The organism is Luteimonas sp. 3794 (assembly GCF_031456825.1).
GTDB lineage: Bacteria > Pseudomonadota > Gammaproteobacteria > Xanthomonadales > Xanthomonadaceae > Luteimonas.
In genome coordinates, this window is sequence record NZ_JAVDVJ010000003.1 from 79,877 (window position 1) to 103,647 (window position 23,771).

Here is a 23,771-nt window from a genome sequence, read left to right on the forward strand (position 1 = left end):
CAACATGACCGTGAGCAACGCGGGAAGCCTGCAGTCGGGCCGGATGACATCGGTGCGGGCCGGCGCGCTCGGTCTTGCCATCGGACTGGTGGCGACATTCAGCGGCGCACATGCAGCGCAGGCGCCCACGCCTGCATCGATGCTGCCGCTGCTGCAGGCCTCAACTGTCGCAGCCCAGCCGGCTGGCGCAGTCGCGGTGACGGATATCGATTTCCGTCGCGGCGATGGCGGCTCGGGCAAGCTGGTGCTCCGTTTTGACGGAGACGGTGCCGCGCCCGACCTGCGTACCCAGGGGGGCAATGTCGTCATCAACCTCGGCGGCGCGACTCTGCCGGCTGCGTTGCAGCGGCCGCTCAACGTGACCGATTTCGCGACGCCGGTGCAGCGCATCGACGCCCGCCAAGGCGCTGATGGCACGCAGGTTGTGCTCAGCGCCCGTGGCGAGTTCGAGCCGATGGCCTACCAGAGCGGGCGCGACTACATCGTCGAAATCATCCCGCGCACGAGCGCTGTTGCCAGCGACCGTGCGGTCGGCGCGGCCACAACCGCCGCGACGATGGGCCAGGCAGCCTCGGCAACGGTGTCGGAGGTCCGCGCCTATGGCGGCGCGCCCGTCACGTTCAACTTCCAGGACGTCCCGGTTCGTACGGTGCTGCAGCTGATCGCCGACGAGTCGGATCTCAACATCGTCGCCAGCGACAGCGTGACCGGCAACGTGACCCTGCGCCTGCAGAACGTGCCCTGGGACCAGGCCCTGGACATCGTCCTGCAGGCCAAGTCCCTCGACAAGCGTCGCAGTGGCAACGTGGTCTGGGTGGCACCGCAGAGCGAGATCGCCGCGTTCGAGCAGGCCAAGGAAGACGCGCGTCTGGCGATCGAAGAGCGTGCCGAAATGACCACGGAGTACATCCCGATCAGCTACGGCAATGCGGAAGACATCGCCAAGCTGCTGACGGATGAGAGCAAGACCTCGATGCGTGGTGGCGGCTCCGGCGGTGGCGGTGGCAGCGGGACCCAGAGTCGCGACGCGGGATTTCTTTCCTCGCGCGGCAGCCTGAGCTTCGATCGCCGAACGAATACCCTGCTGGTCATCGATATTCCACAGCGGGTCGGCGAAATCAGGCGCCTTGTCGAGATGCTCGACAAGCCCGTCGACCAGGTGGTGATCGAAGCCCGGATCGTGATCGCCAACGAGAATTTCGCGCGTGAGCTGGGCGCGCGCTTCGGTGTCAGTGCCACCAAGGAAAGTGTCACTGTCGGCGGCGGGCTGGGTGCGGACCTGACTCCCGGTGGGTTGAATGTGAACCTTCCTGTGGCGCTTGAGGGCGGTGCACCCACGCTCGGCTTTACGATTCTCGGACGCACCATCGACTGGGCCGTGGAGCTGCAGGCATTGCAGACCGAGGGGCGAGGCGAGGTGATCTCTAACCCGCGCATCGTCACCAGCAACCAGCGCGAGGCAATCATCAGCCAGGGTCAGGAGGTGGGTTATCTCACGGTGACCGGTGGTCAGAGCAACAGCGTCCCTACCGTCGAATTCAAGGATGTCCTGCTTGAACTCAAGGTCACGCCGACGATCACTAATGACGGTCGCGTGTTTCTGGCGATGGACATCAAGAAGGACGAGATCGTGCGGTTCGTCGAATACGGGAGCCTCGGCGAAGTGCCGCTGATCAGCAAGCGCAACGTGACTACCGCGGTGCTGATCGATGACGGTCAGACCGTCGCGATCGGTGGCGTCTACGAGTTCACCGACCGTGCTTCGCTTCGCAAGGTGCCGTTTCTCGGTGATATTCCGATCCTCGGCAACCTTTTCAAAAGTCGGGGCCGGACCAAGGAGAAGGCTGAGCTGCTGATCTTCGTCACCCCGAAGGTCATGCGCGTGGCGCAGCGTCCGATCAACTGATCGGCGCGAGCGACCGGTTTCAAGCGACGGGGCCTTTGGGCCCCGTTCGCGTTTGCGCGTCGCCGGTTGGGCTGGCGGTTTGAACCTCCGCCATCAGTTCCGGTCAAACTGGGCCTCTGCGCAATCTGCGCCGATGATCGAGGATGGCGATGAACGTGGTTGATGGCACTGCGGGCGACCTGCATTCGCGCTTTGTGGCGCTGCGTGATGCGCTGTCGGAAGAGATCATCGGGCAGGCGGCACTGGTGGAGCGGCTGCTGGTGGCGCTGCTCGCCGATGGGCATCTGCTGGTCGAAGGCGCGCCCGGGCTTGCGAAGACCATGGCGGTACGCGCATTGGCTGCGCGCCTGGATGCCGACTTCGCGCGCGTGCAGTTCACGCCGGATCTGCTGCCCGCCGATCTGACCGGCACCGAGATCTGGCGTCCGCAGGATGGGCGCTTCGAGTTTCAGCCCGGGCCGATCTTCCATCCGCTGCTGCTGGCCGACGAGATCAACCGCGCGCCGGCGAAGGTGCAGTCCGCATTGCTCGAGGCGATGGGCGAACGCCAGGTCACGGTGGGCCGGCAGACCTATCGACTGCCGGATCTGTTCCTGGTCATGGCCACCCAGAACCCGATCGAACAGGAGGGCACGTTCCCCCTGCCTGAAGCCCAGCTCGATCGCTTTCTGATGCACGTGCGCGTGGGCTACCCGGAAGCGGACGCCGAGGCGCGCATCCTGCAGCTCGCGCGTGATCGCGCGGTGGCCCAGCTCGATGACGTGCCCACGCCTGTCGAACGGATGCCGCTCGCGCAGTTGTTCGAGGCGCGGCGCGCCGTGCTGGCGATGCATATGGCGCCGGCCGTTGAACGCTATCTGGTCGAACTTGTGCTGGCGTCGCGCGACGCTGCCCGGTACGACGCCGCCCTTGCCGCGCGCATTGCCTGGGGCGCGAGCCCGCGTGGCTCGATCGCGCTGGAGCGTTGCGCGCGTGCGACGGCATGGCTGGCGGGGCGTGATTTCGTGACCCCCGACGACGTGCGCGCCGTCGCGCCCGACGTATTGCGCCACCGGGTACTGCCGAGCTACGAGGCCACGGCCGAAGGCTGGGATGGCGAACGTCTGGTGCAGGCGTTGATCGAGCGGGTGCCGCTGCCGTGAATCCCGCCGACGCGGATGTCGCGCCGGGCATCCGGCCGTCGCTGGCGGAACTGGTCGCACTGCGTCCACTCGCGCGGCAACGCGGCGCCGTGCGTCGTGCGCGCAGCGGCGCGCGCGCGCTGGCGCCGTCACCGCAGCGCGGTCAGGGCATGGAGTACGCGGAGTCGCGCGACTACGTCGCCGGAGATGATGCCCGCCACATCGACTGGCGCGTGACCGCGCGGACCGGGCGCCCGCACACCAAGACCTTCCAGCGCGAGCGCGAGCGTCTGACGTTGATCGTGGCCGACACCGCCGCCGCGCTCTACTTCGGTACGCGGGTGCGCTTCAAATCCACCCAGGCCGCACGCGCGGGTGCGATCGCGGCCTGGTCGGCGGCTGCGAACGGTGATCGCGTCGCAGCCCTGCGCGGCTCGGTCATCGAAGCGCCGGTGGCGCCTGCGGGTGGGACGCGCGGCGCCCTGCGGGTGCTGCACGCGCTGACGCGCTGGTATGCGCAGCCGCCCGAAGACGATGCAGGCCTGGGCGTAGCAATGGACCATGCGCGGCGCCTGCTCCGCCCGGGCTCGCGACTGCTGGTGCTGGCGGACGCGATCAGCGCCGCGGCGGTGCCGGCGCGCGACTGGGCGGCGGTCGGCGCGCATTGCGATGCGCTTGTCTTGCTGCTCGACGATCCCGTCGAACGCCAGCCGCCGCGCGCGCGACTCGGATTCGCCAGCGCCGAGGGCCGGGTCGATCTCGATCTGTCGGGCGCGTCGCAACGCGCGCGTTGGCGCGACGCATTCGACGTGCCGCGCGACGAGGCCATCGCGCATCTGCGGCGCGCGGGCATCGGCGTCGAGCCCCTGTCCAGCGACGCCGCGAGCGATGTCTGGTTGCCCGCCTTCGCGCGTGGTCGGGCAATGTGATGGCGACGATGCCCGATCTGGTGCTGCGCGATATCCACCAGTCCACCGCGCCGTCGTGGTGGCCGCCGGCCGTGGGCTGGTGGTGGGTGGGCGCTGCGCTGCTGGCGATCGTCTGTGGCCTCGCCGCTTGGCGCATGTTCCGCGCCTGGCAGCGGCGACGCTGGCAACGGCTGTTCGATCGCGAAGTCGCGGTCGCCGGCGACGCGGCCGGGCGGATCGCCGCGATGTCGTCGTTGCTGCGGCGTGCGGCGCGACGGCATCGCTCCGACGCCGATCGTCTGCAGGGCGATGACTGGCTGTCGTTCCTCGACGCCGGCGCAGCGGGCGCGCCGTTCTCGACCGGCGCCGGCGCCGTGCTGCGGGACGGCGCATTCCGTCGTGATGCGCACGCACTGGAGACCACCACCTTGCACGCCCTGGCGCGCAGGCGCTTCGTCGGATTGATGATGGGCCGCGGTCAATGAGTGCTGATGTGCCCGTCTGGCTGCAGACATTGCGCGAGACCTTCGCCTGGCCCTGGTGGCTGCTCGCGATTCCGTTGCCATGGCTGGTGCGGCGCTACATGCCGCCCCTGCAATCCCATGGTGGCGCGCTGCGCGTGCCCTACCGCGGGCTGGGCGCGCTGTCGAGCCCCGGCAAGGCGTCAGGCCCGTCCGCCACACCCTGGTTGCTGTGGATCGCCTGGTCTCTGCTGTGCATCGCTGCCGCGCGTCCCCTGCAGTGGGGCGAAGCCGAACAACCACCGCGCAATGCCCGCGATCTGATGCTCGCCGTGGACCTGTCGGGCAGCATGAGCGAGGAGGACATGTTCGTCGGCCGGCGCCCCGTGGATCGGCTGACCGCGGCGAAGGCGGTGATCGCGGATTTTCTCGAGCGCCGCGCCGGCGACCGCATCGGTCTGATCGTGTTCGGCCAGCGCGCGTATGCGATGACGCCGATGACGCTGGACCGCGAGAGTGTGCGCCAGCAGCTCGACGCGACCGTCGTCGGCCTCGTCGGGCGCGAAACCGCGATCGGCGATGCGATCGGACTTGCCGTCAAGCGTCTGCAGGATGCGCCACGTGGCCAGCGCCTGCTGATCCTGCTGACCGACGGCGTCAGCAATGCCGGCGCGTTGACCCCGGAGAAGGCTGCCGAGCTGGCCCGCGATGCCGGCGTGCGCGTACACACGATCGCATTCGGCAGCGATGCGGGTGCGGGCGGCCTGTTCGGATTCCAGATGCCCGGTAGCGAGCCCGCGATCGATGAGGCGGCGCTGCAACGGATCGCCGAAACCACCGGCGGTCGCGCATTCCGCGCGCGCGATATCGACGAGCTTGCCGGCATCTACGGCGAGATCGACCGTCTCGAACCTGTCGCGCAACCCGGCCCCGCGTTGCGCCCGCGCATCGAGCGTTATCCGTTGCCGCTCGGGGCGGCATGCGGGGTTCTGCTGCTCGCGCTGTTGCCGCCGTGGCGCCCACGTCGTGAGGCTGCCGCGTGAGTCTGTCCCTGGATGCACTGCAGTTCGCGCGTCCCGGCTGGTTGTGGGCGCTTCTGCTGCTGCCGGCGCTGGGCTGGATCTGGTGGCGCCGTCGGCGCAGTGTCGACGCCTGGCGCGAGGCAGTGGATCCCCACCTGCTCGCGCACCTGCTCGAGGCGCGCCCTGACCGTCGCGGTCTGCTGGGACTTGCCGCGTGGCTGCTCGCCGGTCTGTTGGCAGTGCTGGCGCTGGCCGGGCCGGGTTGGCGCGAGGTCGCAGTGCCGCTCGACACGCAGGGCATGGCGCCGCTGGTCGTCGCGATCGATCTCTCGTCAGCGAGCACCGCCAGTGATCTGCCGCCGTCGCGGTTGCTGCAGGCGCGGGCGAAGCTGTCGCAGCTGCTGGCCGAGCGCGGCGCCGGCCAGATCGCCCTGGTGGCGTATGCCGACGATGCATTTACCGTGGCACCGCTGACCGACGATGCGCGCAACGTGGCGCTGTATCTCGATGCGCTGTCGCCGGAAATCATGCCGGTCGATGGCCATCGCGCCGACCGCGCGATCACGCAGGCGACGCGTCTGTTGCGACAGGGGCAGGCCTTGCGTGGCGACATCCTCCTGGTGACCGGCGACGCGGATACGGCAGCGGTGGCGGAAGCGGGCATTGCCGCGCGCATGGGGTATCGCGTGTCCGTCCTCGGGCTCGGGACCACGGCCGGCGCCGCGTACCGCAATGCCGATGGCGGGCTTGCGCACGCGCGTCTGGACCCGGTCTCCCTGCGTGCACTCGCGGTCGCAGGCGAGGGGCGGTATCACGCGCTGTCGATCGACGATGACGACTTGCGCGCGCTGGGCGTGCTGACGCCGGACGCGATATCGGCGGCAGGCGCCGCACCTGCAGACGCCAGTGTGCGTCGCGTCCTCGACCAGGGCTACTGGCTGGTGCTGCCACTGCTCGCCCTGGTGCTCCTGGCGTTCCGGCGCGGGTCGGGCCTGGCCTGCGTGGCGATGGTCGCCGTGTTCCCACTGCTGTCGCCGCTGTCCGCACAGGCCCAGGCGCCGGCCGCCACTCCCTGGCAGCGCGCCGACCAGGTCGCCCATGCGCAGATGCGCGATGGCGCGGCCGCCTATCGCGACGAGCGCTACGAAGAAGCCCTGCAGGCCTGGGCCGGCTTGCCGGGCATCGATGCAGCCTACAACCGCGGCAATGCGCTGGCGCGGCTCGGCCGCTTCGACGAGGCAATTGCCGCCTATGACGAGGCGCTCTCGCAGCAGCCGGGCATGGCCGATGCGCTGGCCAACCGTGCAGCCGTCGAGGCCGCGCGCAAGCGCAAGCCGCCACCGGGTCCAGGGGAGGATCCCCGCGCGCCGCAGAAGCCACGCGATGGCGACAGCCAGCCGAAACCGGGCGATGCAGGGGATTCCTCGGACAGTCAGGCCGGTGACGCGCAGGGGCAGGGCGATACACGTCCGTCGCCCGAGGATGCGCAGCCACAGGAATCGGTGGCGCCGCCTCCGGCCGACGCGCAGGCGCAGCGCGATGCGGATGCCCAGCAGCGCGAACGCATGCAGCGCGCGCTTGAAGGGCAACCGGAGGCAGGTGATCAAGCGCCTGCGAGCGGCGCGCCGTATGGCGATGCCGGCGACGAACGCGAACAGGCGAATGCGGCCTGGTTGCGCCGCGTCCCCGACGATCCGGGTGGCTTGTTGCGGGCGAAATTCCGGCTCGAACACGAGCGTCGCGCGACGGGAGGCGACCGATGAAGACTGTGCGTTCGACAGGCGCGCGATCCGCGGCATGGATCGTCGCGGTACTGGTGCTGTCATGTGTCATCGGCGCCGCGCACGCGCAGACCCGCGCCTGGCTTGATCGCGACCGCATCGCCTTCGGCGAAACCACCACGCTCAATGTTGAAACGGAGGGCGCTGGAGAGACACCGGACTGGGCGCCGCTTGCGCGCGATTTCGAGGTCAGTGGTCATACCAGCCGGCGCGAAGTGGCGCTCAGCGGCGGCCGGCGCGTCTCGCGTTCGTTGTTCGGCGTCGCGCTGCGCCCACGTCGCGAAGGCGTGCTGACGGTGCCGGCCCTGCAGGTCGGCGGTGCACGCACCGCACCGCTGTCGCTCAGCGTGGCACCCGCCGCGGTCACCGCAGCGCGTGATGGCGCGCCGGCGTTCATCGAGGCCGATATCGACGTGCAGTCGCCTTACGTGCAGCAGTCGGTGGGCTACGTGCTGAGGCTCTACTACGCGACGCCGCTGGTTTCGGGCAGTCTCGACCAGCCGTCGCCCGAGGGCGCGTCGATGCAACGCATCGGCAGCGATGTGCAGTACAGCCGCGATATCGATGGACGCCGCTACACCGTGGTCGAGCGTCGTTTCCAGATCGTGCCCGAGCGCAGCGGCACACTGTCGATTCCGGGCGCACGCTTCGAGGGGCGTGGCGCCGGCGGCGGCATGTTCGACGACGTCTTCAATCGCGGGCCGCGGGAACTGTCGGCGAACGGCCCCCCCAGCGTCCTCGATGTACGCGCGATGCCGGCGAATGCGCCGCAGCCGTGGCTGCCGCTGTACGGCGTGCAGGCGCGCTGGCTGGAAGCGCCGGCCGAAGGCCGTACCGGCGAGGCGAGCACGTTCGTGCTGGAGGCGGTATTCGACGGCGCGGTCGGCACCCAGTTGCCGGAGATCGCCCTGCCGCCTTTGCAGGGCGCCCAGGTCTTTGCCGAGCCGCCGCAGTACGACGAGAGTTTCGAAGACGGACGGCCGCGGGTGCGGCTGACGCGACGCTACTCGGTGGTGCCACGTGCCGAAGGCACGTTGCAGGTGCCGGGGCCGCGCATCGCGTGGTGGGACGTGCGCGCGGGCGCGGCGCGCGAGGTCGGTCCGCCTGCCGTCCGGCTGGCGGTTGCGGCCGGTGACGTGCAGGCCGGGACGATCGGAGTGGACACAGCGCCCGCGCCCGGTCCACGCGAGACGCCGTCCAGTTCCGGAGGCTCACCGCTATGGCCTGCGCTGGCTGCGCTGCTGGCCGCACTGTGGCTGGCGACCGCATGGCTGGCGTGGCGGTTGTATCGCCAGCAAGCGTTCGCCCCGCCGGTGCATGCACGCGGGCTGTCGCCACTGCCGCGTGATGCAGCTGCGGGACCGCAGCACACGTATACCGAGGCGCAGGCGCAACGTCGGCTGATGCATGTCCTGCAGACGGGTGAACCCGCCGAGGTCGAAGCCGCGCTGCGCGCGTTGAAAGATCCGCCTGCCGCGGATCTGGATGCAGTGGTCGCCCTACTCGACGCAGCGCCGCAACGCGAGGCCGTCAGTTTGTGGCAGCGCGCGCGCTGGACCGACGGCGACCTGCCGGGCGCCCGTCAGGCGCTGCGTGCGGCATTCCGAGGCGGCGCGGCCTGGCGCCCCGACCCGGCGCAAGCGACGCGAGGCCCGACGCTGCCGCCGCTCTACCCGCGCCGCTAGGTCGGGCCCCGCACGCTGTCATCGGTCAATCCGACATTGCCCCCGGGGTTTTCCGCACGCAACCCGTGTCGAGCCGCTGGAAACGATTTGAAGCGATTCGGACATGCAGATACGAGAACGCCCGGCAATGCCGGGCGTTCTCCAAAACCGGAGCGCGGCGTTTACTGCAGCAGCGAGCGCAGCATCCAGGCGTTCTTCTCGTGGGTCTGCAGACGCTGGATCAGCATGTCCTCGGTCGGATCGTCGTCGGCGTCATCGGCCACATCCAGCGCCTTGCGCGCGCTGCGGCAGACGGCCTCGTTGCCGACGACGAGCTGGCGCACCATCTCGCGCCAGTCCGGCGCCTTCTCCAGGCCCGGCTCTTCCTTGATCGACGACAGCTGGATGAACTCACCGTACGAGCCCGGCGCGTTGTATCCCAGCGCGCGGATGCGCTCGGCGATCTCGTCCAGCGCATTCCACTGTTCGGTGTACTGGCCTTCGAACATCACGTGCAGGGCGTTGAACATCGGCCCGGTGACGTTCCAGTGGAAGTTGTGGGTCTTGAGATACAGCGTGTAGGCATCGGCCAGAAACACCGACAGATGCTGGGCGACCGCCTTGCGATCGGCGTCGCTGATCCCGATATCGATGGCCGGCGCCTTCGACTGTGCGTCGGGCGACGCGACTGCCGGGGCAACCGGTGCCGCAGAAGACTTCTTGGATTTGCTCGGCTTGGCCTTGGCCATGGCAGGACTCCGGTGAGTGGTGAGGGGATTGCGCTCACAATAGAGGCGCATCCGTTGTGGATATGTGACTTGAGGGCGGGTTCCGGGCGTGACGCAGCATTCCAGCGACAAGGCGGTGAACGGTGCGTTGAAACACGCGCAGGCCGCGATCGAAGCGGCGACGACGCGCGACCGCGGCCGGCTGCTCGCGCTGCTGGGCCGGTGGCGCCGCGCGCCCGGCGACCCCGCCGTGCGCGAGGCGTTCGAGACGCGATTGCAGGCCTCGATCCGGCAGCGCGAGACGCGCGCCGCGCAGTTGCCGCGCGCCGAGGTCGATCCTGTGTTGCCTATCGCGGGCAAGGCCGAGGAGATCGCTCGGCTGATCCGTGAGCATCAGGTCGTGGTGGTGGCCGGTGAGACCGGTTCTGGCAAGACCACGCAGTTGCCGAAACTGTGTCTGGCCGCCGGTCGTGGCGCCGCCGGCTTGATCGGCTGCACCCAGCCACGGCGCATCGCGGCGCGCACGGTCGCAAAGCGCGTGGCCGATGAACTGCAGGTGCCGATCGGCGGCGCAGTCGGCTATCAGGTCCGCTTCAACGACAACGTCAGCGACGCGACCGCGATCAAGTTCATGACCGACGGCATCCTGCTGGCGGAGATCGGCTCCGATCGCTGGCTGTCGGCCTACGACACGATCATCATCGACGAGGCGCACGAGCGCAGCCTCAACATCGATTTTCTGCTGGGCTATCTGAAACAGTTGTTGGGGCGACGCCCGGATCTCAAACTGATCGTCACTTCGGCGACGATCGACACCGCGCGCTTTTCCGAACATTTCGACGGCGCACCGGTGGTCGATGTCGAAGGCCGCGGTTTTCCGGTCGAGGTGCGCTACCGGCCGCTGGAAGGCGAAGGCGACGACGCGGGCGAGCGCAGCGTGCTCGACGGCATCGTGTCGGTCTGCGACGAGATCATGCAGATCCGCGGTACCGGCGACACGTTGATCTTCCTGCCCGGCGAGCGCGAGATCCGCGATGCGCACCAGGCGCTGGAGCGCCGCAAATACCGCCACACAGAGGTGCTGCCGTTGTATGCGCGGCTGTCGGCCAAGGACCAGGATCGGGTGTTCAATCCGGGGCCGCAGCGACGCATCGTGCTGGCGACGAACGTCGCCGAAACCTCGCTCACCGTGCCGCGCATCCATTACGTGGTCGATCCCGGACTCGCGCGCGTCAAGCGCTACAGCCCGCGACAGAAACTCGACCGCCTGCACATCGAGCCCGTCAGTCAGGCCAGCGCAGACCAGCGCAAGGGCCGCTGCGGCCGGATTGCGCCGGGGACATGCTTCCGGGTGTTTTCCGAAGCCGATTTCGCATCGCGCGCGCAGTTCACCGATCCCGAGATCCGGCGCGCGTCGCTGTCAGGCGTGATCCTGCGGATGCTGTCGCTCGGCTTGGGTGACATTGAATCGTTTCCGTTTGTCGAGCCGCCGGATCCGCGCGCGGTTGCCGATGGTTGGCAGCAGCTGGCCGAGCTCGGCGCGATCGACGGCGCGCGCACGCTCACCGCGACCGGCCGCACGATGGCGAAGCTGCCGGTCGACGCCAAGCTCGCGCGCATGCTCGTCGCCGCGCGCGCGCATGGCTGCCTCGACGAGATGCTCGCGATCACCTCGTTCCTCGGCATCCAGGATCCGCGCGAGCGGCCGTCCGATCAGCGCGGCGCAGCCGACGCCGCGCATGCGCAGTTCGCCGATGCGAAATCCGAGTTCGTCGGCATCGTAAAACTGTGGGACGGCTACCGGCAGGCGCATGCCGATCTCACCCAATCGCAGCTACGCAAGTGGTGCGATCGCAACTTCCTCGGGTTCCTGCGCATGCGCGAGTGGCGCGAACTGCATCGCCAGCTGCGCTTGCAGTGCGAAGAACTCGGGTGGTCGATCGACGCGCGCGTCAGCGCAGTCGCGGACGCGGACCCGCGCGTCGCTGCGAAGGCGGAGGCGGCTGCATACATCGCGCTGCATCGTGCGCTGATCGCCGGTCTGCCGACCCAGGTCGGCCATCGCGCCGATCCCGGTGGTGGTGGCCGTGTGTCCGGCCAGTACGAAGGGCCACGCGGACGGCGCTTCCAGCTGTTTCCCGGTTCGCCGCTGTCGAAGAAGCCGCCACCGTGGGTGCTGTCGGCGACGTTACTGGATACCGAGAAGGTCTGGTCGCTGACCAATGCGGCGATCGAGCCGGACTGGGTGATCGGCGAGCTGGATCACCTGCTGGCGCGGCGCCATCACGATCCACGCTGGTCGCGTTCGCAGGGGCGGGTGGTCGGCAGCGAGCAGATCAGCCTGTTCGGCCTGGTGCTGGCACCGAAGAAGCCCGTCGACTATGGGCGGCTGTATCCGGACGAGGCGCGTGCGCTGTTCCTGCGCGATGGTCTGGTGACCGGCGAGATCAATACGCGCGCCAGCTTCGTCGAGCGCAACCTGCGCACGCTCGAATACGCACGCGAGGAAGAAGCCAAGCAGCGCCGCGTGGGCATCGTCGTCGACGAAGACTGGATGACGCAGTGGTATGCGCAGCGGCTGCCCGCCGATGTGCTGTCGGCGCAGGCGCTGGACGCGTGGTGGCGAAAGGCGCCCGAGGCCGCGAAGCAGGCGCTGACGTGGGGCCACGACGACCTGCTGGTCGCCGACGGGGTGGACGCCAATCTGTTTCCGGCGTTCATCGCGCTCGGCGAGGCGCGACTCGCCGTGTCGTACCGGTTCGAACCGGGCGCGGTCGACGACGGCATGACGGTGTCGGTGCCGCTGCATCTGCTCAACGCCATCGATCCGGTGCGGCTGTCTTGGCTGGCGCCGGGTTTCGTCGAGGACAAGGCGGCCGCGATGATCCGCAGCCTGCCGAAGGCGTTGCGCCGCAATTTCGTCCCGGCGCCGGATTTCGCGCGTGCATTCGCGCAGGCCTGGCGCGACGGCGATGCCGATGCGTTCGCCGGCACGCTGGCACGGTTCCTGAAGAAGCTCGCCGGCGTGGACATTTCGGCATCGGATTTCGACGAGGCGGCGTTGGAGCCGCATCTGCGCGCGAACCTGCGTCTGGTCGATACCGGGCGGGATCGCAAGACCAGCACTGTGCTCGCGGAATCGCGCGACCTCGACGACCTGCGCCGCCGCTTCGGCGAACGCGCGGCGCGTGCGTTCGCCTCGCATGCCGCAGATGGCCTGCAGCAGGGCGGGCTGACCGCGTTTCCGGACACGCCGGTACCGATGTCGATCCCGGGCGCCGGCGGCCTGCCCGCTTATCCCGCGCTTCAGGACGACGGCGACAGCGCGTCGCTGGCGGTTCACGCAGATGCCGCGCACGCGCGTCGCCTGCACCCGCAGGGGGTGCGGCGTCTGCTGACGCTCGCGCTGGCGGACCGCGTGCGCCACGCGCGCAAACAGTTGCCGGTCGCACCGAAGACCGCGCTGCTCTATGCCGCGATCGAATCCGCCGCGCCGCGTGGCGGCAAGCCCGGCGATCGCCTGCGCGAGGATCTCGTCGACGGCGCGCTCGCCGCGCTGCTCGTCGATGGGCTCGAGACGATCCGCGATGCCGATGCGTTCGCCGCCCATCGCGACGCGGTCGGCAAAGCCTTGTTCGGCGAAGCGATGGCGCGCCTGCAGCAGGCCGAGGCGATCCTCGATCGCGTCGCCGAGGTGCGCGCCAGGCTTGAATCGAAACTGATGGGCTGGGCGCGCGCGAACCTCGACGATATGCAGGCCCAGTTGCACGCCCTGGTGCCTCCCGGGTTCCTGCGTACGGTGCCGGCGACGGCACTGTCGGAATACCCGCGCTGGCTGCACGCGTTGTCGCTGCGCGCCGAACGCGCGCAGCGCGATCCGCAGCGCGACCAGCAGCGCATGCTCGACGTCAAACCCTTCGTCGATGCCCTTGCCGAAGCGGCCGCGCGCGGCCGCAGCGACGCGCCCGACTGGCAGGCACTGCGCTGGGATATCGAAGAACTCCGCGTCTCGCTATTCGCCCAGGAACTGGGCGCGAAAGGCGGCGTGTCGCCGAAGAAGCTGGCGACGCGGGTGGCGGCGCTTACCTGATGCGTTCCACGCGGACGCGCAGGTTGTAGCCGGCGACGCGCATCCACCAGCCGCCAAGCCGGGCAGGCTGGATCTCGACCGCCAGCGCATCGCTCCGCGCGCCCTTGAGTGCCGTTCGCTGACCTGCTTCCAGACCTGACCGTTGGCGAGGGTGTATTCGCGACCACGGCGGAAGCCCTCGAATCGTCCGACGAGTGTGCTGCTCACCGGTTCGGGCGCCGCGTCCGGCGCGGCGCGGAGTCCCGCCGCTTCCCGGCGCCCCGCTGCGCGCGCCTCGGCGAGCTGTGCCTCGGCAGGTGCCTGCGCACTCGCAGTCTGCGCGGCGATCCACTGATCGAGTGCGCGCAGCTCGAGCGGATCAAGCTTGTGCAGGCCGGATGTTCGGAACTGCGCACTTCCCTGCGCGTTTCCAGCGGGGATGTCTGCGCCAAGGCGGCCGTCCCCGCGCCTGCAAGCGAGAAAGCGAGAATCAAAACGGAGAATGCGCGCGTCGGATCATTTCCCCTGGAGACATGGGCGGATTTCTCAGCGAACGCGTTCGACCTTGGCCTGGGTGTTGTAGCCATCGATCTGCAGCCACCAGACACCCATGAAGCCGGGGCGAATCCGTACGCCGATGTCCTGACCGCGCGCGCCGGCGATCGAAGCGCCGTCGGTCTGCCGCCAGACCTGGCCGTTCGCCAGCGTGTATTCGCGGCCGCGGGCGAATCCGGCAAACGTACCGGGAAGCGTACTGACGATCGGCTCGCGGGAGTCCACAGGCCGCAAGCCGGCACGGGGCTCGCCTTGCGCTTCGAGACGGCCTTCTTCTCGCGCCTGCGCGATGCGCGTCTCGACGTCGGGCGCAGCCGCTGCGGCACCTGGCGATGCGCCGCGGGCCAGCAGCGCGTTGAGGCGTGCAAGTTCGGCCTCGCTGAGTTTGCCGAGCCCTGCTTCGCGGAATTCGGAGGCCGTCAGGCGATCTTCGATGCGCGTCTGCTGCGCGTATGCGGGAATGGACGCGGCAAGCGCCGCTGCGATCAAGACACTGTGGACTGCACGCATGCTCTGTTCCTGTGGCCGGGGCGCCGCTAGTGTAGACCGTCCTGCCCGCGCGACGAGCGGCCCGTGACCGTGCCTCCGGACAACCTGCGCGACCGCCTGCTGGCGCTGCCGACCCTGGCTGCGTCGGGTCTGCCCGTGCGTGCGTTGCTGGCATCGCTGCCCGAGGATGCCGAGATCGCATCGGACTATGCGGCGGTACTGCTCGACACGATCGGCGCGCTGGCCCTGCTCGGCGCAGATCCCGAAGTCGTCGCGAGCGCGCTTGCCGATGCGGTGCCGGCATGGCGTCCGCTGCTGACGGGGCGACTTCCTTCGATCGTGCCCCTGATCGAAGGCCTGGCGGCCGCGCACCAGGTGTGGTCGCTGCATGCGGAGCACGCGAGCGAAGGCAATCCGGAAGGCCTGCGCCGATTGCTGCTGGCCCTGATCCGAGATTTGCGTCTGGTGCTGGTGCTGTTGGCGCGACAGCTGGCGCTGATGCGCGTGGCGGCGCGCAGCGACGACGATGCCGCGCGTCGCGCGCTGGCATCGCTGACCCGGGATATCCACGCCCCGCTGGCGAACCGGCTCGGCATCTGGCAGCTGAAATGGGAACTGGAGGATCTCGCGTTCCGCTGCCTGGAACCGGACACCTATCGCCGCATCGCCGGTCTGCTCGACGACAAGCGCGCCGGACGCGAGCGCCACATCGAGGCGGTGCGCGTGCAACTCGGCGAGGCATTGGCCGCGCAGGGCGTGCGCGGCGAGGTCGCGGGACGGCCCAAGCACATCTACAGCATCTGGAAGAAGATGCAGCGCAAGCAGGTGCCGATCGGCGAGCTCTACGACCTGCGCGCGGTGCGCGTGCTGGTCGAGGACATTCCGGCCTGCTACGCAGCCCTCGGTGTGGTGCATGCGCTGTGGACGCCGATCCCCAGCGAATTCGACGACTACATCGCCCGGCCCAAACACAACGATTACCGCTCGCTGCATACCGCGGTCGTCGGTCCCGAAGGCAAGACGCTGGAAGTGCAGATCCGCACCCGCGAGATGCACGAGGCCTCCGAACTCGGTGTCGCCGCGCATTGGCGCTACAAAGAAAGCGGTGGTTCGCAGCGCTCGTCCTCGGCCGGCGATGCCGCGCTCGAGCGGCGGATCGAATGGATGCGCCGTCTGCTCGATGCGCATACCGAACCGGCGGGCGAGGGGGATCCTTCACTGGCCGGTGCGCTCGGCACCGAACTGGTCGAGGACCGCGTCTTCGTGCTGACGCCCAAGGGCGAGATCGTCGACCTCCCGAGGGGCGCGACGCCGCTCGATTTCGCCTATCAAGTGCATACGATGGTCGGGCATCGTTGCCGGGGCGCCAAGGTCGACGGGCGCATCGTGCCGCTGGACTACGTCCTGCACAGCGGCGAGCGCGTCGAGATCATGACCGCGAAGACGCCGTCGCCGCGGCGCGACTGGCTGGTCGCATCGAACGGGTTCCTGGCCAGTTCGCGTTCGCGCGAGAAGGTGCGTAACTGGTTCCACAAGCTCGATCGTGCGCGCAATCTGCAGGCCGGTCGCGAACTGCTGGACAAGGATCTGCGCCGGCTCGGTCTGCTGCACGCCGATCTTGCGCCGGTCTTGCCGCGCTTCAATGTCTCGACTGTCGATGATCTGCTGGTGCTGGTCGCGCTCGGCGATGTGGGGCCCAACCAGATCGGGCGCGCGCTGCTGGAGCTGGAGCGCGAACGCGAATCGCCGGCCGAGCCTGCTGCGCCGACATTGCCGCTCCGGCAGCCACGGCGAATACCCAAGACTGCCGACTCCGAATTCCACGTGGTCGGTGTCGACAACCTGCTGGTGCAGGTCGCGCGCTGCTGCCGGCCGGTGCCCGGTGAGCCAATCGCCGGGTATCTCACGCGGGCGCGCGGCGTGACCGTGCACCGTCGCGACTGCCCGTCATTTCTGCGTCTGTCGGCGAACGAACCACAGCGGGTGCTGCCGGTGGAGTGGGGGCGTGCGAGTGGTGGCCATGCATCGGACATCGTCGTCGAAGCGGTCGATCGCCGGCATCTGCTCAAGGATCTCAGCAACGCGATCGCCCAGGAGGACGTGCACGTGCTGTCGATCCAGAGCGAGTCGCTGGGCCTGTCGCGCGTGCGTCTGCAGTTGCGCGTGCGGGTGGCGGATTACGGTCAGCTGGCGCGTCTGCTCGGCAAACTCGACGGGATGCCGGGCGTGGAGGCTGCGCGCCGGTGACGCGTACGTTCATGGGCGGCTCGCATACTGCGCCGCGTGCAACGCGAATCCGACATGCCTGATCCCGCGACGCCGCGCGAACCGCTGGCGCGCGCGGCATCACGTCCGCGGTCTGCACACGCCCCTGCGGCGTGGCGGCACCGAGGCTGGTGGATCGCGATCGGCGCGCTCGTGGTCGCAGTGGCGCTGGTGGTGAGCGCGCGCCTGTTCCTGGTCGACCGTTTGTGGCCCGAAACCCGCGCGCAGGCCCTGCTCGACGATGCGGCCGCGGCCACCGCCGCCGGACGCCTGAGCACACCCGATGGCGACGGCGCGCGCCAGCTGTACGAGGCCGCGCTGGCGCTCGATCCCGACGACGTCCGTCCGCGCGCGGGCCTGGCCGATGTAGCGCGTGCTGCGGTCGTGCAGGCGGCCTCCGCGGTCGAGGCTGGTCGCCTCGACGATGCCCATGCCGCGTTGCGGCTGGCGCATGACCTCTCCGCGCCACGCGAGCAGGTCGATGCGGTCGCGACTGCACTGCGGCAGCGGGAAGCCGCAGGGGCCGGACTGGACCGGTTGCTCGCGCAAGCGCAGGCCGCGCAGGAGGCCGGCAATCTCGACGCCGATGATCACAGCGCGCTGCCGCTCTATCGTCGCGTGCTGGCGCTGCAGCCGGACAACGCTGACGCCCTGCGCGGGCGCGAGGATGCGTTGGCGTCGTTGCTGGACGACGCGCGGCGTCGCCTGCGCGAGGGCGGACTGCGCGAGGCGGCCGACCTGATCGCCCGCGCCCGCGAATACGACGCCGGTCACGTCGACCTGCCCGATACCGAGGCCCGACTGACCGAAGAACTCGACGCGCTTCGCAGCCGTGCTGCACGCAGTCTGGACGCAGGCCGGGTGGAGCGGGCGGTTGCCGAGTGGCGCATCCTGCTCGCATTCGATCCGCACGATGCACGCGCGCAGCGCGGCCTGCTCGACGCGGCCGCCGCCTACGCGGGTCGCGCGGAACGCTTCGCACGCGACTTCAATTTCGCCGATGCCGACGCGCAATTGCGCGAAGCGCGTGCGCTGGCGGCCGACAGCGAAGCGGTGCGTCTGGCCGGCGAACATGTCGAACGCTCGCGTGCGCGGCATGCCCGTCTGGGCCCGCAATTGCCGCCGGCCGAACGCCGCCGGCGCGTGGATGCCCTGCTGCAACAGGCTGCTGTGGCCGAAGCACGCGGCGACTTGCTGACGCCACCCGGCGACAGCGCCTACGACAAGATCCGCGCTGCGCGCCTGATCGCGCCCGACGATGCTGCGGTGGCGCGCGCGTCCTCGCGCCTGTTGCCCTCGGCCCGCCAGTGTTTCGACGCGGGGCTGCGTGCGAACAATCTGGCCCGCGCGCGTGCCTGCCTCGATGCGCGTGAAGTGCTCGGCGACGCAGGCAGCGCGGTGCGCGACGCGCGCCGGCGACTGGCCCAGCGCTGGCTGGCGATCGGCGACGAGCGTCTGGGTGCGGGCAACCTCGCCGGGGCGGAAGCCGCGCTGGCATCGGCGCGCGATGTCGATTCAGGCGTGCCGGGCCACACAGAATTCGGGCGCCGGCTGCGCGCGGCCTCCATCAACCGTTGATAGCGGATCGTGCGCCATCGAAGAACACGCGACGCACCGTGTCACGCGCCGCGTCCAGCGAGAAATGTGCCTGCACGTTCGCCAGCCCGTTGCCGGAGAGGCGCGACCAAAGCGCCTCGTCGCGATAGAGCGCGATGACCGCCTCCGCGAATGCGTCGGCATCTTCCGCCAGCAACACGTCCTCGCCATCGCGCAGATACATGCCTTCAGCCGCACAAGGCGTCGCGACGACCGGCTGCCCGTGGGCCATGCTCAGATTCACCTTGCCTTTGACGCCTGCGCCGAAGCGCAGCGGTGCGACTGCAATGCGGCAGCCGTCCATGTAGGGTCCGATGTCCGGCACATGGCCGTGGACGTGTACGCCGGGCGCGGTCGAGAACGCAGCGATTGCGTCCGGCACGTACCCGCCGATGCAATGGAAGCGCACGTCCGGTAACGCGGCACGGATCCGAGGAAACACGTCGCCGAGGAACCAGCGCATTCCATCGACGTTCGGCGGATGGCGGAAGCCGCCGACGAAGACGAGATCGCGCCGTTGCGCAAACGCGGTTCCGGCGCCAGCGACCTCGTGCAGGTTCGACAACACGGTGACGCGCGCCTCGGGCGCGTCGCGGCTCAACATTTCGGCCTCGGCCGCACTGACCACGAGGGTTTCGTCAGCGCGAGCGACGACATCGAGCTCCAGTGAACGCGTACGCGCCGCAGCGCGGAGCAGTGAAGCGTCGTTGGCGATTTCGGCCCCGCGTTGCTCACGGACGTAATGCAGATCGATGCTGTCGAATACCACCCGTGCCTGCGGCGCATGCGCGCGCACCAAGGGCAGGAACTCGCGCGCGATGTAATGGCGGCACAGCAGTACGCGCTGGAAGCGGCCACCATGCGTGCGCATCCAGCGCGCGACGCCGCCCACGTGCGGGTCGTACCAGGCCTCGACACCGAGCGCCTGCAGCGCACGTGTCGCATCGCCGCCGTGCCGGCGGTCGGCGGGCAGGAACACAACATGCGCACCGGCGTCGCGCAGCATCCGCATCAGATTGACCAGCCGCAGCGAGGCCGAATCCCTATCGGGGCTGGGGGTGAGGTTGTCGACGATCAGCACCTGCGGCGTACCGGGGCGCGGTAGCTGTCCGGCGGCGACCGGATCGATCGGCCTCGATGCGAGTGCATCGCGCCAGCGCGCTTCGAACACTGGCAGGTTGCGCGCCTGCGCGGCCTTCATGCCTTGCGCCGGGTCGGTACCCGCGCTGACACCTTCAAGATGCACGACGCGCGCGGCTGGCTGCACCAGTACGCGCAGGCCAGCCTCACGCACGCGGAACGCTAGATCGGTGTCCTCGTAGTAAGCCGGCGCGTAACGCGTGTCGAATCCGCCGAGGTGTTCGAACAGGCCCCGCTCGAGCATCAATGCAGCGCCGGACACGTAGTCCACGTCCGCGCACCAGGCGAATGCGGGTTGCGTGGGGTCGGCGAAGCGGCCCCGGCTTTCGCCGCGTCCATCGCGCGCCAGCATTGCGCCGGCTTCCTGCAGGCGGCCGTCGGGGTACACCAGCTGCGCGCCGACGATGCCGACGTCGGCCTGGGCGTCGAACGTCGCGCGCAGTGCATCCAGCCAGCCGGGCTGCGGCACGGTGTCGTTGTTGAGAAACAGCAGGAAACGGCCGTGGGCCAGGGCAGCGCCGGCATTGCACGCACCGATGAAGCCCTGGTTCGCGGAAAGCGCATGCAGCTGCACGCCGTCGACCTGCGACAGCAGGGCCAGCGTGTCGTCCGGACTCGCGTCGTCGACGACGATCACCTCGAACGATGCGCGCGGTGGATGCGTGGCGATCGCACGCAGGCAGGCGATCGTCTCGTCGGCATGGCCATGCACCGGAATGACGATGCTCACTTCGGGCGCCTCGGAGGCGGGCAGGGCGAACGGTGCGAACGGCGATGTGTCGGCGATGCGCAAGGTCTCCGCGGATGCGGGGGCGAACAGGCCGAGCTGTGCGCTGACGCGCTGCCAGGTCGCCGCGGCCCCGCGGGTACGCAGACTGGCGAAACCTCGGCGGCACAGGCCGAGCGCGCGCTCCAGCTGGAACCGCGCGCCCGCCAGGAAAAACGACATGCGTTCGTAACTCCAGCTGACTGTTCGGGAGGCGGTCGAGATGCGCGCCGGAGCGCTGGGATAGACTGCCCGGCGCTATTGTGGCATCCACATCGTCCCGCCGCCGCGGGTGCAGGAAATCCATGGCCCGGATCGATTACGAAGACGACGACACCGACGATCTGAACGACGACGAGGCGCCGCCCCCATGGCGTCGGCGCGCGGTGACGGCGGTGCTGGCGCTGGTCGCCCTGGGCCTCGGTTTCCTGATTCCCTATACGCTGTACTTGAACCATCAGGTCGGCGAGAAGTTCGATGCCTTGACTTGGCAGGTGCCCACGCGCGTCTATGCGCGTCCGCTGCAGGTGGCGCCCGGCATGGCGATGAACGCTGCGACGCTCAAGACCGAGCTCGACGCCGCGGGCTATCGCGAAGGGGATGGCGTCAAGCCGGGCACCTACGCGAGCGAAGGTGCGCGCTGGACGATCGCCAGCCGCGGCTATCGCGATGTCGACGGCGCGGTTGCGCCCGGCCGGGTGCAACTCACGCTGTCGGGTGGCCGTGTGTCGCGGTTGCGCGACGGCGATGGCGAACGCGCGCTCAAGGTCGCGCGCATGGATCCGGCGCGTATCGCCACGCTCTACGGCCAGCGCCAGGAAGAACGCCGGCTGGTCCGCATCGACGAAGTGCCGCAGTTGCTGACCGACGCGTTGCAGGCGGTCGAGGACAAGGATTTCGCCCACCACCACGGTATCGACCTGAGCGGCATGCTGCGCGCGGCACTGGTCAACCTGCGCGCCGGCGAGGCCCGGCAAGGCGCGAGCACGCTCACGCAGCAGCTCGCACGCAGCGGCCTGCTCGGCATCGGACGCGAGCAGACCTATACGCGCAAGTTCAACGAAATCCTCTACGCGATGCTGATCGAGGCGCGCTACGGCAAGGGCCCGATTCTGGAGGCCTATCTCAACCAGGTGTATCTGGGTCAGCGTGGCGCGCAGGCGATCCATGGCGTTGCCGCCGGCGCGGAGTTCTGGTTCGGGCGACGCCTTGACGATCTGGAAACCGAGCAGGTGGCGCTGCTGGTCGGCATCATCCGCGGGCCTTCCTATTACGACCCGCGCCGTCATCCCGAGCGGGCACGAACGCGTCGTGATTTCGTGCTCGGCAAGATGCTCGAGTCGGGCCTGATCGACCAGGCTGCGCACGACCGCGCGGCCGAGCGTCCGCTCGGCGTCACCGAAACGCCGGGCAGCATTGCCGCAAACCGGTTTCCCGCCTACGTCGATCTTGTGCGCCGGCAGCTGGCGCGCGACTATCCGACCGGCGAACTCCAGGGCGCCGGCCTGTCGGTGATGACCGCGATGGCGCCGTCGGCGCAGGCCTATGCCGAAGGCGCGACGGTCCGCACGCTCAAGGACCTGAGCACCGGCAAGCGGCCGCCACTGCAGGCCGGACTTGTGGTCACCGATGTGCATTCGGGTGAAGTCGTGGCGGCGGTCGGCAGCCGCGATCCGGTCGAGCATGGCTTCAACCGTGCGATCGAGGCGCAGCGACCGGTCGGCTCGCTGCTCAAGCCCTTCGTCTATCTGCTCGCGTTCGGCAACCCGTCGCAGTATTCGCTGGCGAGCTGGGTCGACGATTCGCCGGTGACGATCACGCTGGAGAACGGGCAACGCTGGTCACCGGGCAATTCCGACGGTCGCAGCCACGGCACGGTGCGGATGATCGATGCGTTGGCGCGCTCCTACAACCAGGCCACAGTGCGCATCGGCGAAGCCGTCGGCGCGCGTGCGCTTGCCGATTTGGTGCACGTGCTCGCCGGCGTGCGCGCGACGCCCAATCCGTCGCTGACGCTCGGTTCGACGGACCAGAGTCCGTATGCGATGACGCAGCTCTACCAGTTTCTTGCCTCCGGTGGCGAGATCCAGCCGCTGCGCGCCGTGCGGGGCGTCCTCGACGAGCAGGGCCGCGTCGTCAACCGCTACGACAATGCGCCGCGGCCGGCGCAGGACGGCGACGCGATCGCCGCGCGCCTGGTGACGCTGGCGCTGCAGCACGCGGTAACCTCGGGCACGGGGCGTCAACTGGTCAGTGACGGCCTGGGCCGGCTCAACGCCGCGGGCAAGACCGGCACCAGCAATGACGGCCGCGACAGCTGGTTCGCCGGCTGGACCGGCGATCACCTGGCCGTCGTCTGGGTCGGTAACGACCAGAACGAGCAGACCGGCCTGTACGGCGCCACCGGCGCGATGCGCGTGTGGTCGGGCATCTTCTCGCGTCTGCCGAGCGCGCCGCTCGAAGTCGGCGACGCAGGCCTGGAATGGCAGTGGGTCGCGCAGTCCAACAGCACCGACGCCAACTGTCCCGATGCACGCCGTTTCGCTTTCGTGACCGGCTACGCGCCGCCCTACCAGTCGTGCCCGACCTACGATCCCAATCAGACCTTCGTCGACGAGAGCGGCAACCTTGTCGATGCCACCGGCGCGCCGGTGCAACAGGAGCGCCGCGGCTGGCGCGAGTTCTTCGGCTTCGGCCGTGATGAGGAGGCCGCGCCGCCGGCCCCAGCGCCCGCGCCGCCCACCCAGGAGTCGCCCTGATGTCCCAGTTCCGTCTCGCCTTCCGTCTATCTGCACTGTCCGCCGCGCTCGTGCTGGGCGCCTGCGCCAGCCCGTCGCCGACCACGCCCGAAACCGCGCCGGTCTCGACCATTCCGCCTGCGACCATGGTCCAGGCGATCCGCGCATCGGCCGGCGATGGCGACGGTGAACTCGCCGTGCAGCCGCTGCGCGATCCGATGATCGAGGACCTGCGCGTACGCGCGGTCGCGCTGGAGGCGCAGGGCGATCTCGTCGGCGCAGTCGCCGCGCTCGACGAAGCGATGACGATCGTCGACAGCGATCCCGCACTGCTGCAGGAGCGCGCGGAACTGGCGATCCTGCAGAGCGACCTGCCCATGGCCACGCAGCTGGCCGAACGCGCCTATGCGATCGGCGCGCAGGTCGGTCCGCTCTGCCGCCGCCACTGGATCACCCTGGAGCAGGTGCGCCTGTCGACCGGCGATGCCGACGGCGCGACCCAGGCCCGCAGTCAAGCTGACGGGTGCCGTGTCGCCGGGCCCAATCGCTACTGATCGCGCGA

General features: G+C 69.3%; 15 protein-coding genes. 12 read left to right on the top strand and 3 right to left on the bottom strand.

The genetic code is table 11. From position 1 onward, the window contains the following. Positions 1 to 4 precede the first annotated feature (4 nt). From pilQ to J2X52_RS06585, 7 genes are all read left to right on the top strand, one after another. Positions 5 to 1,906 carry a type IV pilus secretin PilQ gene (gene pilQ / locus J2X52_RS06555; RefSeq protein ID WP_310150502.1) on the top strand — a complete coding sequence of 634 codons (1,902 nt, stop codon included), beginning with the start codon at positions 5 to 7 and terminating at the stop codon, positions 1,904 to 1,906. A 143-nt stretch (positions 1,907 to 2,049) separates the two neighbouring features. Next, positions 2,050 to 3,048 carry a MoxR family ATPase gene (locus J2X52_RS06560; protein WP_310150504.1) on the top strand — a complete coding sequence of 333 codons (999 nt, stop codon included), beginning with the start codon at positions 2,050 to 2,052 and terminating at the stop codon, positions 3,046 to 3,048. Further along, a complete protein-coding gene (locus tag J2X52_RS06565; protein ID WP_310150509.1) occupies positions 3,045 to 3,956 on the top strand; it encodes a DUF58 domain-containing protein in 912 nt (303 codons plus the stop codon). The genes J2X52_RS06560 and J2X52_RS06565 overlap by 4 nt, the downstream gene beginning before the upstream one ends. Then, positions 3,956 to 4,420, top strand: coding sequence for a DUF4381 domain-containing protein (locus tag J2X52_RS06570; protein WP_310150511.1), 465 nt, complete (start codon positions 3,956 to 3,958; stop codon positions 4,418 to 4,420). The genes J2X52_RS06565 and J2X52_RS06570 overlap by 1 nt, the downstream gene beginning before the upstream one ends. Next, on the top strand, positions 4,417 to 5,439 hold the full coding sequence (locus tag J2X52_RS06575) for a VWA domain-containing protein (RefSeq protein WP_310150514.1): 1,023 nt from the start codon (positions 4,417 to 4,419) through the stop codon (positions 5,437 to 5,439). Before J2X52_RS06570 ends, J2X52_RS06575 begins: the two co-directional genes overlap by 4 nt. Next, positions 5,436 to 7,181, top strand: coding sequence for a VWA domain-containing protein (locus J2X52_RS06580; RefSeq protein WP_310150516.1), 1,746 nt, complete (start codon positions 5,436 to 5,438; stop codon positions 7,179 to 7,181). Before J2X52_RS06575 ends, J2X52_RS06580 begins: the two co-directional genes overlap by 4 nt. Continuing rightward, positions 7,178 to 8,884, top strand: a complete 1,707-nt coding sequence (locus J2X52_RS06585) for a BatD family protein (protein ID WP_310150519.1) — start codon at positions 7,178 to 7,180, stop codon at positions 8,882 to 8,884. The genes J2X52_RS06580 and J2X52_RS06585 overlap by 4 nt, the downstream gene beginning before the upstream one ends. Positions 8,885 to 9,045: 161 nt before the next feature. Here the strand turns inward: J2X52_RS06585 and J2X52_RS06590 are convergent, their stop codons facing one another. Continuing rightward, positions 9,046 to 9,612, bottom strand: coding sequence for a Dps family protein (locus J2X52_RS06590; protein WP_310150522.1), 567 nt, complete (start codon positions 9,610 to 9,612; stop codon positions 9,046 to 9,048). A 115-nt stretch (positions 9,613 to 9,727) separates the two neighbouring features. Between J2X52_RS06590 and hrpA the strand changes: the two genes are divergently transcribed. After that, positions 9,728 to 13,681: an ATP-dependent RNA helicase HrpA gene (gene hrpA / locus J2X52_RS06595; protein ID WP_310151183.1), complete on the top strand. Its 3,954-nt coding sequence runs from the start codon at positions 9,728 to 9,730 to the stop codon at positions 13,679 to 13,681. Positions 13,682 to 14,206: 525 nt separating this feature from the next. Here hrpA and J2X52_RS06600 read toward each other — a convergent pair. Then, positions 14,207 to 14,725 carry a hypothetical protein gene (locus tag J2X52_RS06600; RefSeq protein ID WP_310150524.1) on the bottom strand — a complete coding sequence of 173 codons (519 nt, stop codon included), beginning with the start codon at positions 14,723 to 14,725 and terminating at the stop codon, positions 14,207 to 14,209. A 135-nt stretch (positions 14,726 to 14,860) separates the two neighbouring features. Between J2X52_RS06600 and J2X52_RS06605 the strand changes: the two genes are divergently transcribed. Together J2X52_RS06605 and J2X52_RS06610 are read left to right on the top strand one after the other, a co-directional pair. Continuing rightward, positions 14,861 to 16,951, top strand: coding sequence for a bifunctional (p)ppGpp synthetase/guanosine-3',5'-bis(diphosphate) 3'-pyrophosphohydrolase (locus J2X52_RS06605; RefSeq protein ID WP_310151195.1), 2,091 nt, complete (start codon positions 14,861 to 14,863; stop codon positions 16,949 to 16,951). A gap of 54 nt (positions 16,952 to 17,005) precedes the next feature. Beyond that, the gene (locus J2X52_RS06610; protein ID WP_310150527.1) at positions 17,006 to 18,547 is read left to right on the top strand and encodes a hypothetical protein; all 1,542 of its coding nucleotides are present in this window, start codon (positions 17,006 to 17,008) and stop codon (positions 18,545 to 18,547) included. Here J2X52_RS06610 and J2X52_RS06615 read toward each other — a convergent pair. Continuing rightward, a complete protein-coding gene (locus J2X52_RS06615) occupies positions 18,537 to 20,654 on the bottom strand; it encodes a glycosyltransferase (protein WP_310150530.1) in 2,118 nt (705 codons plus the stop codon). The two genes, J2X52_RS06610 and J2X52_RS06615, sit on opposite strands and share 11 nt — an antisense overlap. A gap of 122 nt (positions 20,655 to 20,776) precedes the next feature. Between J2X52_RS06615 and mrcB the strand changes: the two genes are divergently transcribed. Next, a complete protein-coding gene (gene mrcB / locus J2X52_RS06620) occupies positions 20,777 to 23,230 on the top strand; it encodes a penicillin-binding protein 1B (protein ID WP_310150533.1) in 2,454 nt (817 codons plus the stop codon). Continuing rightward, positions 23,230 to 23,763, top strand: a complete 534-nt coding sequence (locus tag J2X52_RS06625; RefSeq protein ID WP_310150535.1) for a hypothetical protein — start codon at positions 23,230 to 23,232, stop codon at positions 23,761 to 23,763. The genes mrcB and J2X52_RS06625 overlap by 1 nt, the downstream gene beginning before the upstream one ends. The last annotated feature ends 8 nt before the right edge of the window (positions 23,764 to 23,771 follow it).

Bases quoted from the DNA above. Each gene is read 5' to 3' on its own strand.
- pilQ (WP_310150502.1), top strand. From the start codon at position 5: ATGACCGTGAGCAACGCGGGAAGCCTGCAGTCGGGCCGGATGACATCG.
- J2X52_RS06560 (WP_310150504.1), top strand. From the start codon at position 2,050: ATGGCGATGAACGTGGTTGATGGCACTGCGGGCGACCTGCATTCGCGC.
- J2X52_RS06570 (WP_310150511.1), top strand. From the start codon at position 3,956: ATGGCGACGATGCCCGATCTGGTGCTGCGCGATATCCACCAGTCCACC.
- J2X52_RS06575 (WP_310150514.1), top strand. From the start codon at position 4,417: ATGAGTGCTGATGTGCCCGTCTGGCTGCAGACATTGCGCGAGACCTTC.
- J2X52_RS06585 (WP_310150519.1), top strand. From the start codon at position 7,178: ATGAAGACTGTGCGTTCGACAGGCGCGCGATCCGCGGCATGGATCGTC.
- J2X52_RS06590 (WP_310150522.1), bottom strand. From the start codon at position 9,612: ATGGCCAAGGCCAAGCCGAGCAAATCCAAGAAGTCTTCTGCGGCACCG.
- J2X52_RS06600 (WP_310150524.1), bottom strand. From the start codon at position 14,725: ATGCGTGCAGTCCACAGTGTCTTGATCGCAGCGGCGCTTGCCGCGTCC.
- J2X52_RS06610 (WP_310150527.1), top strand. From the start codon at position 17,006: ATGCCTGATCCCGCGACGCCGCGCGAACCGCTGGCGCGCGCGGCATCA.
- J2X52_RS06615 (WP_310150530.1), bottom strand. From the start codon at position 20,654: ATGTCGTTTTTCCTGGCGGGCGCGCGGTTCCAGCTGGAGCGCGCGCTC.
- mrcB (WP_310150533.1), top strand. From the start codon at position 20,777: ATGGCCCGGATCGATTACGAAGACGACGACACCGACGATCTGAACGAC.
- J2X52_RS06625 (WP_310150535.1), top strand. From the start codon at position 23,230: ATGTCCCAGTTCCGTCTCGCCTTCCGTCTATCTGCACTGTCCGCCGCG.